Below are 13,168 nucleotides of genomic sequence, written 5' to 3' on the forward strand. Positions count from 1 at the left end.
AGAACCTTCGTGTCGTACGGCAGGCGTTTCTTAAAAAGGCACAGCACGGGCCGTCTTACGGGCGGCGGATCGCGTCGGCGGCGGCCGTGGCGGCCGGGCCGGCGGCCAGCTCCGTCTCCAGGAGCTGCTTCCCGAGCAGCTCGGGGTCCGGGAGATCCATCGGGTACTCGCCGTCGAAGCAGGCGCGGCAGAGGTTCGGCTTGGCGATGGTGGTCGCCTCGATCATGCCGTCGATGGAGATGTACGACAGCGAGTCGGCGCCGAGCGAGGTGCCGATCTCCTCGATGGTCATGCCGTTGGCGATGAGCTCGGCGCGGGTGGCGAAGTCGATGCCGAAGAAGCAGGGCCACTTCACGGGGGGCGAGGAGATCCGGATGTGGACCTCCGCGGCGCCCGCCTCGCGGAGCATGCGGACCAGGGCGCGCTGGGTGTTGCCGCGCACGATCGAGTCGTCGACGACGACCAGGCGCTTGCCCTTGATGACTTCCTTCAGCGGGTTCAGCTTCAGGCGGATGCCGAGCTGGCGGATGGTCTGCGAGGGCTGGATGAACGTACGTCCGACGTACGCGTTCTTCACCAGACCCGCACCGAACGGGATGCCGGACGCCTCCGCGTAGCCGATCGCCGCCGGGGTGCCGGACTCCGGGGTCGCTATGACCAGGTCGGCCTCGACCGGGGCTTCCTTCGCGAGCTTGCGGCCCATCTCCACGCGGGAGAGGTAGACGTTCCGGCCGGCGATGTCGGTGTCCGGGCGGGCCAGGTACACGTACTCGAAGACACAGCCCTTGGGCTTCGCTTCCGCGAATCGGGAGGTGCGCAGGCCGTTCTCGTCGATGGCGATGAACTCGCCTGGCTCGACCTCACGGACGTAGCTGGCGCCGCAGATGTCGAGGGCCGCGGACTCGGAGGCGACGACCCAGCCGCGCTCCAGGCGGCCGAGGACCAGCGGGCGGATGCCCTGCGGGTCACGGGCGGCGTACAGGGTGTGCTCGTCCATGAAGACGAGGGAGAAGGCGCCCTTGACCTGCGGGAGGACTTGGTGGGCGGCCTCCTCGATGGTCAGCGGCTTGCCGTCCTCGTCGACCTGGGCCGCGAGCAGCGCGGTGAGCAGGTCGGTGTCGTTGGTGGCCGCGACGCGCGGAGTGCGGCCGCCCTCCTGCTTGGGCAGGTCGGCGACCATCTCGGCGAGCTGGGCCGTGTTGACCAGGTTGCCGTTGTGGCCGAGCGCGATGGAGCCGTGCGCGGTGGCACGGAAGGTCGGCTGGGCGTTCTCCCACACGGAGGCGCCGGTGGTCGAGTAGCGAGCGTGTCCGACCGCGATGTGACCCTGGAGCGAACCGAGCGAGGTCTCGTCGAAGACCTGGGAAACAAGGCCCATGTCCTTGAAGACGAGGATCTGGGAGCCGTTGCTGACCGCGATTCCCGCGGATTCCTGGCCCCGATGCTGGAGGGCGTAGAGCCCGAAGTACGTGAGCTTTGCGACCTCTTCGCCCGGAGCCCAGACACCGAAGACGCCACACGCGTCCTGGGGGCCTTTCTCGCCGGGAAGTAGATCGTGATTGAGTCGACCGTCACCACGTGGCACGCCATCGAGTGTAGGCGAGATCGACCACTGGTCCGAATTGGGGATACGCGCCCGTAAAGGATCACTCGGCGGCGGCCGCGTTGACGTGTTCGCCGTTTTCGCTGGTCAGGGCGAGGTTGCGGTGATCGAGTTCGTACTTCACCGTGCCGTCGAAGAGGGCCAGGAGGGTCTTCTCCGCTTTCATGAGTGAGGCGTCGCACATCATTCGGGTGGTGGACGCGGTGCCCAGCGTGATACTGCCGTCGCTGACCGTCGCCTTCGCCCTCACCTTGTTGCAGCCGAGGCTGCCGCTGACTTGTCCGGTTTTCGCGTCGAAGGTGAGGTGGGCCTTGCCGCCGGTGTCCGGGCTGGTGATGGTCCACTTCGTGCCCTTGAGCGCGGCGGCCTCCTCCTTGGTGAGGGCGACGCGGTCGCCGTCCGCCGTGGTGAGGGTGAGCTTCTCGCCGTCGACCTCGGCGGTGAGGTCGCCGTCGGAGAGGGTGCGGGCGAGGGTCTGCTCGAAGTTCGCGGGGACGCCTTCGCAGGCCATTTCGGTCGCCTGCATCTTGTCGAAGGTGACGTGGCTGTCGGCGAAGGCGGCGTCGGCGCCGAAGTTGTTGCAGCCGAGGTTGCCCTCGACCTCGCCGCCGTCGGCGATGCGCAGGTGGGCGTTGCTCGGGGCGGCGCTCTTCTTGCCGTCGACGGTCACGGCGTCGACCGCCCAGTAGGCGCCGGTGACGGAGGCCGAGGCCCCGGCACCGACCGAGTCACTGCCCGCGTCCTCGCTGCCGCACGCGGCGGCGAGCGGGAGGAGGGCCAGTGCGGTGAGGGCGGCGGCCAGTCGCTGCTTGTCCTTGCCAAGGGTGCCGAGTGTCTTCATGCCGGTGGGACGGGAGGGACGCGGGACTGGTTCCGCGCGATTCCGCTTGGCAGGGGTGAACACTCCTGAGGGCCGCCGGTCAGCTCAGGAGCGGCAGCAACCCGCCCAGATCGGCCCGCTCCCCGCTAGCGCTCACCTTCGCCTCCGCCACCGCGTCCTGCCACGCCACCCGCCCGGTCGCGAGCCGGATCCAGGTCAGCGGGTCGGTCTCGACGACGTTGGGCGGGGTGCCTCGGGTGTGCCGCGGCCCCTCGACGCACTGCACCACGGCATACGGCGGGATCCGCACCTCGGTCGAGCCGCCGGGCGCCCGCGCGGCGAGGGCGTCGGCGAGGAGGCGGGTGCAGGCGGCGAGGGCCTGGCGGTCGTACGGGATGTCGAGGCCGGGGACGGCGGCGTTCAGGTCGTCGGTGTGGACGACGAGTTCGACGGTACGGGTCACCAGGTAGTCGGCGAGGGTCATCGCGCCGGTACGGGCGGCGAGGAGCCGGTCGCCGGGCGCGTCCGCCAGCCTCTGCCTGAGGCGCTCCTCGGTGCCGGCGTACAGGGCGTCGAGGTCGGGGTTGGCGGCGGCGAGGTCCCGGGTGCCGTCGGCGATGTCGCCGGCGCGGGCGGCGGTGGCGAAGGGCCAGTCCAGGACGGTGAGCTCCGCCTTGGTCGGCTCGTCGCGGTCGAGGTTGCGGCTGACGGTCTCCACGGCCATGGTCACGTGTGCGGCCAGGTCCCGTACGGTCCAGTCGCCCAGCCGGGTAGGCAGCGCGAGTTGCTCGGGGGTCAGGGTGCGTACGGCCTGACGTACGTTCCCGAACTGGGCGAGGACCGCCGTGCGGATCTTGGCGGGGTCGTAGGTGCGGGCGCGCTTCTTGGCGGGCGGCATAGGGGCAGCCTATGCGGGCTACGGTGCCGTCGCGGGCCCTGTCTGCCTCTGCCGGCGAGGGCCTGCGGGCATCGCGGCGCACTCCGATGAGTTCGGCGGCGGTGTCCAGCCGGCGGGCGGCACGGTCCTCGGCCGCCCAGCGATCAGCGGACAGTGATCGTGCAGAGGTAGTAGGTGGGGTTGTCGGTGTCGTCCGGGGTGGCTGTCTCAGCTGCCGTCGTGACCGGCACGGCTGCCTGTCCGTACGGGCAGTACGGCAGCTTCACCGTGGTCCTGCCGGGCGCCACCGCGGCGCCCGGCCAGTGGCCTCGATGTTGATCGTCCCGTAGGGATCAGTCCCCAGCCGGGTGGGCAGCCCCTGCGGGCTGCGACTCCGCCGTGGGCACCTCGAACGCCTCGTGGTTGCGCGGGACGCCGATGCCGCGCCAGGTGAAGGGGATGCCGCGGGCGCTGTCCGGGTCGGGGCCGTCCATCAGCTGGAAGTGGAGGTGGGGCTCGGTGGAGTTGCCGGAGTTTCCGCAGCGGGCCAGCGGCCGGCCGGCGGTCACCCGGTCGCCCTCGCGGACGGTGATGGAACCGCGCCGCAGGTGGGCGTAGAGCGCGTAGGTGCCGTCGCCGAGGTCGAGGATGACGTGGTTGCCGACGATCCGCCTGACCCCGAGCAGGTCGCGCACGGACCCCTCCACCAGCATCAGGTACAGCAGGGCGGGCAGCGAGGTGCGGCTCAGGTGGTCGCGCTGCCCGTCCGAGACCCGTACGACGGTGGCGTCGGCGACCGCGAGGAGCGGGGCGCCGAAGGCGGGAAAGGCGCTGTTGCGGCGGGCGATCGGCCAGAGCGAGCGGAAGCCGGGGCGGGCGCCGGGCTCGGGCTCGGCGACGACGTCGATGGCGAACGTCTGGCCGTACGCGTGCGTGCCGTGGCTCGGCGTGCGGTCGGCCGGGCTGTTCAGCGCGGTCCAGCGGCCGGTGACGGGCGGGGCCACCTCGACGGGCTCCCGGGCCGCGCGCGGGCTGTCCGGAGTGCCGCCCCACCGGTTGGCCACGATGACGAGGGCGTAGGCCAGGACGATCGGCAGGAAGTTCCACCACCACGGATACCCGAGGTCCAGTGAGAAGTGCGCGATCACCAGGCCGAGGAAGGTCAGTTGCAGCCCTCGGTAGGTGAGGGTGGCCAGTTTGCGTGCGGACATCGTTCCCCCTTGCTCATGTCTTCTTCGCGTCACGGCCGGGCCGTCGACAGCGCCACCAGCAGCGGTACGACCCGCCCCGGCGGCACCTCGTAACGTCCCCGTCCGACCGTGTGGAGCCAGCCCGCGCCGGTCAGTTGGCGCAGGTGGTGGTAGATCTGGCCGGTCGTGCCGACCTCGTCCAGCTCGGCGAGTTCGGCCGCGGTGCGCCGACCGCCGATCACCTCGCGCAGCAGCCGCAGCCGCACCGGGTGCCCGAGCGCCGCGAACGACTCGGCGGACTCGGTCCAGTCGTCGTCCAGCAGCCCTTCGGTCAGCGCCCCGTGCTGCCACTCGTACTGCTCCCCGGTCGGCAACCGCACGGCGCCGGTGAACAGCACCCCTCCATCGGCCGCTTTCAGCTGGGCCAACTGCTCCTTGAACCCCTGCAGGGCCCAGAAGTCGCCCTCACCGAGGCGGGGTGCGGTGTGCTGCGCGTTCTCCAGCGCTGCCAGCCGCCGTTCCAGGTCGGCGACGCGTTGCTCAAGTTCCACGCTTCGATATTACGGAACTACGTAATTACGTGCAACCAGGAGTGGGTGCGGATCGGCGCACGACGAAGCCCCCGCCCGGCGGACCGGACGGGGGCTTCGAGGTACGGAACTCAGGCGAGCAACGCCGGGATGGTCTCCTCGTGGGCCTTCCGCAGCTCCTCCAGGGTGAGCGCGAACTCGCCCTGGATGTCGACGGAGTCGCCGTCCACGACACCGATGCGGGTGGCCGGCAGGCCCCGCGCACCGCACATGTCGTTGAAGCGGACCTCCTCGGAGCGCGGCACGGCGACGATCGCGCGTCCCGCCGACTCGGAGAAGAGGAAGGTGAAGGCGTCCAGACCGTCCGGGACGATCAGGCGGGCGCCCTTGCCACCGAGCAGCGCCGACTCGACGACCGCCTGGATCAGACCGCCGTCGGACAGGTCGTGCGCGGAGTCGATCATGCCGTCGCGGGAGGCGGAGATCAGGATCTCGGCGAGCAGGCGCTCGCGCTCCAGGTCCACCTGCGGGGGCAGACCGCCCAGGTGGTCGTGGACGACCTGGGACCAGGCCGAGCCGCTGAACTCCTCACGCGTGTCGCCGAGGAGGTAGAGCAGCTGGCCCTCCTCCTGGAAGGCAACCGGCGTACGCCGGGCCACGTCGTCGATGACGCCGAGGACCGCGACCACCGGGGTCGGGTGGATGGCCACCTCGCCGGTCTGGTTGTAGAGCGAGACGTTGCCGCCCGTGACCGGGGTGCCCAACTGCTGGCAGGCGTCGGCAAGTCCGCGGACCGCCTCGGCGAACTGCCACATCACCGCGGGGTCTTCCGGCGAGCCGAAGTTCAGGCAGTCGGAGACCGCGAGCGGCTTGGCGCCGGTCGTGGCGACGTTGCGGTACGCCTCCGCGAGCGCCAACTGGGCGCCGTGGTACGGGTCCAGCTTCGCGTACCGGCCGTTGCCGTCCGTCGCGATGGCGACGCCGAGGCCGGTCTCCTCGTCGATGCGGATCATGCCGGAGTCCTCGGGCTGGGCGAGGACGGTGTTGCCCTGCACGAAGTGGTCGTACTGGGACGTGACCCACTTCTTGGAGGCCTGGTTCGGGGAGGCGACCAGCTTCAGGACCTGGTCCTTCAGCTCCGCCGAACTCGCGGGCCGCGCGAGCTTGTTGGCATCGTCCGCCTGAAGGGCGTCCTGCCACTCCGGGCGGGCGTACGGGCGCTCGTACACCGGGCCCTCGTGCGCCACCGTGCGCGGGTCGACGTCGACGATCTTGCCGCCGTGCCAGTAGATCTCCAGGCGGTCGCCGTCGGTCACCTCACCGATGACGGTGGCGATCACGTCCCACTTCTCGCAGATCTCCAGGAACCGGTCGACCTTCCCCGGCTCCACGACCGCGCACATGCGTTCCTGCGACTCGCTCATGAGGATTTCCTCGGGCGAGAGCGTCGAGTCGCGCAGCGGTACGTCGTCCAGGGTCACCCGCATACCGCCGGAGCCGTTCGAGGCCAGCTCGGACGTGGCGCAGGACAGGCCCGCCGCACCCAGGTCCTGGATGCCGACGACCAGCTTCTCCTTGAAGGCCTCCAGGGTGCACTCGATGAGCAGCTTCTCCTGGAAGGGGTCGCCGACCTGGACCGCCGGGCGCTTCGACGGCTTGGCGTCGTCGAAGGTCTCGGAGGCCAGGATCGACGCGCCGCCGATGCCGTCGCCGCCCGTGCGAGCGCCGTACAGGATGACCTTGTTGCCCGCGCCGGACGCCTTCGCCAGGTGGATGTCCTCGTGCCGCATCACACCGATGGCACCGGCGTTGACCAGCGGGTTCCCCTGGTAGCAGGCGTCGAAGACGACCTCGCCGCCGATGTTCGGCAGGCCCAGGCAGTTGCCGTAGCCGCCGATGCCGGCGACGACACCCGGCAGCACGCGCTTGGTGTCGGGGTGGTCGGCCGCACCGAAGCGGAGCGGGTCCACCACGGCCACCGGCCGCGCGCCCATCGCGATGATGTCGCGCACGATGCCGCCCACGCCGGTCGCCGCGCCCTGGTAGGGCTCGACGTACGACGGGTGGTTGTGCGACTCGACCTTGAAGGTCACGGCGTAACCCTGGCCGACATCCACGACACCGGCGTTCTCACCGATGCCGACGAGCAGGGCGTCGCTCTCGGGCGCCTTCTCGCCGAACTGGCGCAGGTGCACCTTCGAGGACTTGTACGAGCAGTGCTCGGACCACATGACCGAGTACATGGCGAGCTCGGCACCGGTGGGCCGACGGCCGAGGATCTCCACGACCCTCTCGTACTCGTCCTTCTTCAGGCCGAGTTCGGCCCAGGGCAGCTCGACGTCGGGGGTCGCGGCCGCGTGCTCGACCGTGTCCAGAGGCGTCCGGCTCATGCGTTGACCAGCTTCTTGAGGATCGAGGTGAAGAAGGGGAGGCCGTCGGTGCGGCCCGACCCGATGAGAGGCTCGACGGCGTGCTCCGGGTGCGGCATGAGGCCTACGACGTTGCCGGCCTCGTTGCTGATGCCGGCGATGTCGTTGAGCGAGCCGTTGGGGTTGAAGTCCAGGTACCGGAACGCCACCCGGCCCTCGGCCTCCAGCTTGTCCAGCGTGTACTGGTCGGCCACATAGCGGCCGTCCATGTTCTTCAGCGGGATGTGGATCTCCTGGCCGGCCGCGTAGTCGGCCGTCCAGGCGGTGCCCGCGTTCTCCACCCGCAGCTTCTGGTCGCGGCAGATGAAGTGCAGGTGGTCGTTGCCGAGCATCCCGCCCGGGAGGAGGTGGGCCTCGGTGAGGATCTGGAAGCCGTTGCAGATGCCGAGGACCGGCAGACCGGCCTTCGCCTGCTCGATGACCGTGTCCATCACCGGCGAGAAGCGGGCGATGGCCCCGGCGCGCAGATAGTCGCCGTAGGAGAAACCGCCGCACAGAACCACCGCGTCGACCTGCTTGAGGTCCTTGTCCTTGTGCCACAGGGCGACCGGTTCGGCACCCGCGAGCCGGATCGCACGTTGCGTGTCCCGGTCGTCGAGAGAGCCCGGGAAAGTGACGACGCCAATACGAGCGGTCACTTCGCGGCCTCCGCTACTTCCTCGACCCGGACGGTGAAGTCCTCGATGACGGTGTTGGCGAGGAAGGATTCCGCAAGATCATGGATGCGGGCGAGCGCGGCCTCGTCGACCGGGCCGTCAACTTCCAGTTCGAAACGCTTTCCCTGACGTACGTCCGAGATCCCGTCGAAACCCAGCCGCGGCAGTGCGCGCTGCACCGCCTGGCCCTGGGGGTCGAGGATCTCCGGCTTGAGCATGACGTCGACTACGACGCGTGCCACGTGCACTCCCGGTGGTGTGGTGCGGAGCAGGTTCCTGCAGTGGTTTCAGACTACCTGCACAAAATTTCTACGCGCGTCGACTTGTAGGAAGCTACGTGATGGCAGTCACGATCCGGAGCACCGGCCTCCATCGACGAAAAGTTCCGGAAAAGATCCCGGATCGACACCTGATACCCATTGCGCTCGGACACGCGGGAGGATTTAGTCGAGCTTCACAATGCATTGTCGGGCACGGTACAAATGAATTGTCAACGTGCCGTACGAAGGGACCGATATTCGTGGCGCAGAAGGTCGTGGTCACTCTCTTTGACGACATCGACGGCTCAGAAGCGGCGGAAACGATCGCCTTCGGACTCGACGGCAAGTCGTACGAGATCGACCTGAATGAAGCCAATGCCAAGAAACTGCGTAAGGCGCTCGCGCCGTACGTGGAGGCCGGCCGCAAGCGGTCGAAGTCAGGCAAGACGTACAAGCAGACCGAGGTCGCCCCTGACCCGGCGGCCGTCCGGGCCTGGGCACAGGCCAACAAGATGGAGGTGCCGGCCCGCGGCCGCATCCCCAAGAAGGTCTACGAGGCGTTCGCCTCGGCGCAGTGAGGCGGCCCGAGGGCTGCCCTCAGGGCCCGTCAGCGGGCCTTGAGGGCGGCCGACTTGGGCCGGTGCGACAACCGACTTGCGCTACCCCCCTGCAGATCAGCTAATGTCTGGAGCACGCCGCCGGGCGGGGCAGAAAAGCCCAGCTCGCCGAGCATGCGGGTGTAGTTCAGTAGCAGAACATCCCCCTTCCAGGGGGAAGGCGCAGTGTGCAATTCCTGTCACCCGCTCTGCACCGCCGGTCCGACCACCGTTGTGGATCAGGTAGGCTGGTGCTCGCACCGATCGGTGAGAGCCGGTCGGGGGCAATGCGGACGTAGCTCAGTTGGTAGAGCGCAACCTTGCCAAGGTTGAGGTCGCGAGTTCGAGCCTCGTCGTCCGCTCGGGAATGAGACCCCGGTCCAATGGACCGGGGTCTTTCTTGTATCCGCGCGGCCGGTCCGTCTGACATTTGTCATGCGGAGTGGTGACAGCGCGCACTGCTGCCGGGCTCCCGTTGCCGGGACGCTGATGTCATGAACTTCGACGAACACGAACACGTGATTGAGGTCACTGACCTGCGGCGTGTGTACGGGGGCGGGTTCGAGGCGGTGCGCGGAATCTCGTTCTCCGTGGTCCGCGGCGAGGTCTTCGCACTGCTCGGCACCAACGGCGCCGGCAAGACGTCGACCGTGGAATTGCTGGAAGGGCTCGCCCGGCCGGCCGGGGGCCGAGTGCGCGTGCTCGGGCACGACCCCTACGCCGAGCGGGCCCTCGTACGGCCGCGGACCGGGGTGATGTTGCAGGAGGGCGGATTTCCGTCCGAGCTGACCGTCGCCGAGACCGCGCGGATGTGGGCGGGGTGCGTGAGCGGGGCCCGGTCCGAGGGTGAGGTGCTGGAGCTCGTCGGATTGGCGGGAAAGGCCGGCGTACGCGTCAAGCAGTTGTCCGGGGGTGAGCGGCGGCGCCTGGACCTGGCGCTCGCGCTGCTCGGGGACCCCGAGGTGCTGTTCCTGGACGAGCCGACGACCGGGCTCGACGCCGAAGGGCGCCGGGACACCTGGGAGTTGGTGCGGGGGTTGCGTGACGCCGGTACGACCGTGCTGCTGACCACGCACTACCTGGAGGAGGCCGAGGGCCTCGCCGATCGGCTGGCGATCCTGCACGAGGGGCGCATCGCGGCCGACGGGACACCGGCCGAGGTGACCGCGACCCAGCCGTCGCGGATCACCTTCGAGCTGCCCGAGGGCTACTTCCTGGGCGACCTGCCGCCGCTCGCCGAGCTGGGGGTGAGCGGGCACGAGGTCGACGGGCGGGTCGTACGGCTGCGGACCCATCAGCTGCAGCGGGCTGCGACCCGGCTGCTGGTGTGGGCCGAGGGGGCCGGGGTGGAGCTGCGGCGGCTGGATGTGCGGTCGGCCTCGCTGGAGGAGGCGTTCCTGGGGATCGCGCGGGATGCGTCCGGCGCGGCGGAGAAGACGGCGAAGGAGTACGCGGCATGAACGGTTCGGTCACCACCCCGGCGGGCCGGATGACGGCACTGGCCCGCGCCGAGCTGACGCTGCTCGGGCGCAGCAGGGGGACACTCGTCGCCGCCCTGTTCGTGCCGCTGGTTCTGCCGTTCAGCGTGTGGTCCGCGACCAAGGACATGGACCTCGAGGAGTCCGGGCTCACCCCCGGCACCGTCGTCCTGCCGGCCGCGGTCGGGTTCTCGCTGCTCTTCGCGGTGTACGGGGCGCTCGTCGGCGTCTTCACCGCCCGGCGCGAGGAACTCGTCCTCAAGCGGCTGCGCACCGGTGAGCTGCGGGACGCGGAGATACTCGCCGGGTCCGCGCTGCCGTCCCTCGCCACGGGCCTCGTGCAGTCCCTCCTCCTCGCGGTCGGCTGCGCGGTCCTCCTCGACCTGCCCGCGCCCCGCGCCCCCTATCTCGCCGTGCTCGCGCTGCCGTTGGGCCTCGTGCTGTGCGCCGCGCTCGCGGCGGTCACCTCGGCGTTCACCCGCACCACCGAGAGCGCCCAGGTCACCACACTGCCCGTGATGTTCGTCTCGATGCTCGGCTCCGGCATGGCCGTCCCGCTGGAGGTCCTGCCCGACCGGGTGGCGTCGGTGTGCGAACTGCTGCCGCTGACCCCGGTGATCACGCTGGTGCGGGGCGGCTGGACCGGGGAGTTGTCGGCGTACGAGGCGGTGGGCGCCGTACTCACCGCCCTGGCCTGGACGGTCCTGGGCGTGTTTGCTGTACGGCGGTGGTTCCGCTGGGAACCCAGGCGCTGACTTACGGGGAGCGGGGACATGCCCAAGGCGGGGGGATGGTGGCGGCGCAAGAGCACGCCGGAGAAGGTCGAGACGTACACGAGGTGGTCGTTCCACTTCTTCGCGGTGATGGAGGTCGCGACGATCGCGCTGCCGGTCACCGGCGAGATGCCGTCCGAGCTCGGTGGCTGGCTACTGCTCATGGTGTGCGCGCACGCGGTGGTCTGCGCCCTGACCGCGTCGCGAGCGGTGGACTGGGTGTGCGGTCGCCGTGAGCAGCCCGTACGGCTGCTGTGGACGCTCGGCGCCGTCACCGCGGCCGTCGCCGCCACGGCTCTCGCCGTTGTCCAGTACGGTCCGGAGGGTGACGGCGTCGACTCCGCGGCGGGCAGCGTCTTCAGCGTCGTCATGTTCTTCGGGGCGAGCAACATCGCGCTGGGAGTGCGCGGCCGCAGGCGCCTGTCCGCCGTCGTCGCGGGCTTCGCGGCGGGTGCGGGGCTCTTCGTGCTCCTGCTGAGCCGGTCCGCCTTCGCCGCGCTGGTCATCGGTCTGATCACGCTGCTCGGCAGCGGTTTCTTCGCCTTCATCGGCGTCTTCTCCGCCTGGCTGCTCGAAGCCGTCTACGAACTCGACGAGGCCCGCGAGACCCGCGCCCGGCTCGCCGTCGCCGAGGAGCGGCTGCGGTTCGGGCGGGATCTGCACGATGTGATGGGGCGGAATCTGGCGGTCATCGCGTTGAAGAGCGAACTCGCCGTGCAGCTGGCGCGGCGCGGGCGGCCCGAGGCCGTGGAGCAGATGATCGAGGTGCAGCGGATCGCGCAGGAGTCGCAGCGCGAGGTGCGGGAGGTCGTACGGGGATACCGGGAGGCTGATCTCGGGGTCGAACTCGCCGGTGCTCAGGGCGTGTTGACGGCGGCCGGGATCGAGTGCGAGGTGACCGGGGAGGCGGCCGGGCTGCCCGCCGAGGTGCAGTCGGCGCTGGCGTGGGTGGTGCGGGAGGCGACCACCAATGTGCTGCGGCACGGGGATGCCGGGCAGTGCGCGGTGGGAGTGCGGGTGGCGGAGGGGCGCGTGGTGTTGACGGTGCAGAACGACGGGGTTGCCGAAGCCTCCGACGAAGGTGGCGGCTCCGGGCTGGCCGGGCTGCGGGAGCGGCTCGCCGCGGTGGACGGCACCTTGGCGGCCGGCCGCGTCGGGGAGGGGCTGTTCCGGCTGGTCGCTGAGGTGCCGCTGGCGGGAGCGGGCGTGCGGGAGGCCGCCGTATGACCGGGCCCGTACGGCTGCTGCTCGCCGACGACGAGCATCTGATCCGGGGGGCGCTCGCCACGCTGCTCTCGCTGGAGGACGACCTCGTGATCGTCGCCGAGGCGGCGAGCGGACCGGAGGCGCTGGCCATGGCCCTCGCGCACGAACCCGATGTCGCCGTCCTCGATCTTCAGATGCCCGGCGCGGACGGTGTGAAGGTCGCCACATCCCTGCGCGCCGAGCTGCCCGGCTGCAAGGTGTTGATCGTGACCAGTCACGGGCGGCCCGGGCATCTGAAGCGGGCCCTTGAGGCGGGTGTGCGGGGGTTCGTCCCGAAGACCGTCAGCGCTCAGCGACTCGCGGAGATCATCCGTACCGTGCACGCCGGAAACCGCTACGTCGACCCCGAGTTGGCCGCCGACGCCATCGCCGCCGGGGATTCGCCGCTGACCGCGCGGGAGGCCGAGGTGCTCGAGCTCGCCGCCGACGGGGCGCCCGTCGCGGAGATCGCGGAGCGGGCGGCGCTGTCGCAGGGGACCGTGCGGAACTATCTGTCGTCCGCCGTCTCCAAGCTCGGGGCGGAGAACCGGCACGCGGCAGTGCGTCTCGCGCGGGAGCGAGGTTGGGTATAGTTGCTCTCGCGCCACGGCGCAATGCGGACGTAGCTCAGTTGGTAGAGCGCAACCTTGCCAAGGTTGAGGTCGCGAGTTCGAGCCTCGTCGTCCGCTCCAGATCAAGGCCCCGGTCATC

General features: G+C 70.1%; 14 protein-coding genes and 3 tRNA genes. 8 read left to right on the plus strand and 9 right to left on the minus strand.

Features of this window, described 5'->3' with window-relative positions:
- Positions 1 to 55: 55 nt before the first annotated feature.
- The 9 genes from purF to purS form a co-directional block, all read right to left on the minus strand.
- The gene (gene purF, locus ACTMVF_RS00350; protein ID WP_441268929.1) at positions 56 to 1,585 is read right to left on the minus strand and encodes an amidophosphoribosyltransferase; all 1,530 of its coding nucleotides are present in this window, start codon (positions 1,583 to 1,585) and stop codon (positions 56 to 58) included.
- Between the two features lie 61 nt (positions 1,586 to 1,646).
- The gene (locus tag ACTMVF_RS00355; protein ID WP_441268930.1) at positions 1,647 to 2,444 is read right to left on the minus strand and encodes an META domain-containing protein; all 798 of its coding nucleotides are present in this window, start codon (positions 2,442 to 2,444) and stop codon (positions 1,647 to 1,649) included.
- 79 nt (positions 2,445 to 2,523) lie between these two features.
- On the minus strand, positions 2,524 to 3,321 hold the full coding sequence (locus ACTMVF_RS00360) for a sterol carrier family protein (protein ID WP_441268931.1): 798 nt from the start codon (positions 3,319 to 3,321) through the stop codon (positions 2,524 to 2,526).
- 143 nt (positions 3,322 to 3,464) lie between these two features.
- Complete coding sequence (locus ACTMVF_RS00365; RefSeq protein ID WP_441268932.1) at positions 3,465 to 3,608, minus strand: hypothetical protein; 144 nt, start codon at positions 3,606 to 3,608, stop codon at positions 3,465 to 3,467.
- A 45-nt stretch (positions 3,609 to 3,653) separates the two neighbouring features.
- A complete protein-coding gene (locus tag ACTMVF_RS00370) occupies positions 3,654 to 4,511 on the minus strand; it encodes a M23 family metallopeptidase (protein ID WP_441268933.1) in 858 nt (285 codons plus the stop codon).
- 29 nt (positions 4,512 to 4,540) lie between these two features.
- The gene (locus ACTMVF_RS00375; RefSeq protein ID WP_441268934.1) at positions 4,541 to 5,041 is read right to left on the minus strand and encodes an ArsR/SmtB family transcription factor; all 501 of its coding nucleotides are present in this window, start codon (positions 5,039 to 5,041) and stop codon (positions 4,541 to 4,543) included.
- 110 nt (positions 5,042 to 5,151) lie between these two features.
- Positions 5,152 to 7,410: a phosphoribosylformylglycinamidine synthase subunit PurL gene (gene purL / locus ACTMVF_RS00380; RefSeq protein ID WP_441268935.1), complete on the minus strand. Its 2,259-nt coding sequence runs from the start codon at positions 7,408 to 7,410 to the stop codon at positions 5,152 to 5,154.
- The gene (gene purQ, locus ACTMVF_RS00385) at positions 7,407 to 8,087 is read right to left on the minus strand and encodes a phosphoribosylformylglycinamidine synthase subunit PurQ (protein WP_441268936.1); all 681 of its coding nucleotides are present in this window, start codon (positions 8,085 to 8,087) and stop codon (positions 7,407 to 7,409) included. The genes purL and purQ overlap by 4 nt, the downstream gene beginning before the upstream one ends.
- Positions 8,084 to 8,347, minus strand: a complete 264-nt coding sequence (gene purS / locus ACTMVF_RS00390; RefSeq protein WP_003991326.1) for a phosphoribosylformylglycinamidine synthase subunit PurS — start codon at positions 8,345 to 8,347, stop codon at positions 8,084 to 8,086. Before purS ends, purQ begins: the two co-directional genes overlap by 4 nt.
- 278 nt (positions 8,348 to 8,625) lie before the next feature.
- On the opposite strand from purS, the gene ACTMVF_RS00395 reads away from it, so the two are divergent.
- From ACTMVF_RS00395 to ACTMVF_RS00430, 8 genes are all read left to right on the plus strand, one after another.
- A complete protein-coding gene (locus tag ACTMVF_RS00395; RefSeq protein ID WP_301999461.1) occupies positions 8,626 to 8,943 on the plus strand; it encodes a histone-like nucleoid-structuring protein Lsr2 in 318 nt (105 codons plus the stop codon).
- Between the two features lie 155 nt (positions 8,944 to 9,098).
- Positions 9,099 to 9,170 (plus strand) — tRNA-Gly (locus tag ACTMVF_RS00400).
- Between the two features lie 80 nt (positions 9,171 to 9,250).
- A tRNA-Gly gene (locus ACTMVF_RS00405) sits at positions 9,251 to 9,323 on the plus strand.
- 132 nt (positions 9,324 to 9,455) lie between these two features.
- Positions 9,456 to 10,421 (plus strand): ABC transporter ATP-binding protein, encoded by a 966-nt coding sequence (locus ACTMVF_RS00410; RefSeq protein ID WP_441268937.1) that lies wholly within the window; start codon positions 9,456 to 9,458, stop codon positions 10,419 to 10,421.
- Positions 10,418 to 11,194 carry an ABC transporter permease gene (locus ACTMVF_RS00415; RefSeq protein WP_441268938.1) on the plus strand — a complete coding sequence of 259 codons (777 nt, stop codon included), beginning with the start codon at positions 10,418 to 10,420 and terminating at the stop codon, positions 11,192 to 11,194. The genes ACTMVF_RS00410 and ACTMVF_RS00415 overlap by 4 nt, the downstream gene beginning before the upstream one ends.
- Before the next feature lie 18 nt (positions 11,195 to 11,212).
- A complete protein-coding gene (locus ACTMVF_RS00420) occupies positions 11,213 to 12,439 on the plus strand; it encodes a sensor histidine kinase (RefSeq protein ID WP_441268939.1) in 1,227 nt (408 codons plus the stop codon).
- Positions 12,436 to 13,050: a response regulator transcription factor gene (locus ACTMVF_RS00425; RefSeq protein WP_301999456.1), complete on the plus strand. Its 615-nt coding sequence runs from the start codon at positions 12,436 to 12,438 to the stop codon at positions 13,048 to 13,050. Before ACTMVF_RS00420 ends, ACTMVF_RS00425 begins: the two co-directional genes overlap by 4 nt.
- A gap of 23 nt (positions 13,051 to 13,073) precedes the next feature.
- Positions 13,074 to 13,149, plus strand: a tRNA-Gly gene (locus ACTMVF_RS00430).
- The last annotated feature ends 19 nt before the right edge of the window (positions 13,150 to 13,168 follow it).

The organism is Streptomyces sp. SD31 (genome assembly GCF_052068475.1).
Classification (GTDB): Bacteria; Actinomycetota; Actinomycetes; order Streptomycetales; family Streptomycetaceae; genus Streptomyces.

Bases quoted from the DNA above. Each gene is read 5' to 3' on its own strand.
- ACTMVF_RS00355 (WP_441268930.1), bottom strand. From the start codon at position 2,444: ATGAAGACACTCGGCACCCTTGGCAAGGACAAGCAGCGACTGGCCGCC.
- ACTMVF_RS00360 (WP_441268931.1), bottom strand. From the start codon at position 3,321: ATGCCGCCCGCCAAGAAGCGCGCCCGCACCTACGACCCCGCCAAGATC.
- ACTMVF_RS00370 (WP_441268933.1), bottom strand. From the start codon at position 4,511: ATGTCCGCACGCAAACTGGCCACCCTCACCTACCGAGGGCTGCAACTG.
- purL (WP_441268935.1), bottom strand. From the start codon at position 7,410: ATGAGCCGGACGCCTCTGGACACGGTCGAGCACGCGGCCGCGACCCCC.
- ACTMVF_RS00410 (WP_441268937.1), top strand. From the start codon at position 9,456: ATGAACTTCGACGAACACGAACACGTGATTGAGGTCACTGACCTGCGG.
- ACTMVF_RS00415 (WP_441268938.1), top strand. From the start codon at position 10,418: ATGAACGGTTCGGTCACCACCCCGGCGGGCCGGATGACGGCACTGGCC.
- ACTMVF_RS00420 (WP_441268939.1), top strand. From the start codon at position 11,213: ATGCCCAAGGCGGGGGGATGGTGGCGGCGCAAGAGCACGCCGGAGAAG.
- ACTMVF_RS00425 (WP_301999456.1), top strand. From the start codon at position 12,436: ATGACCGGGCCCGTACGGCTGCTGCTCGCCGACGACGAGCATCTGATC.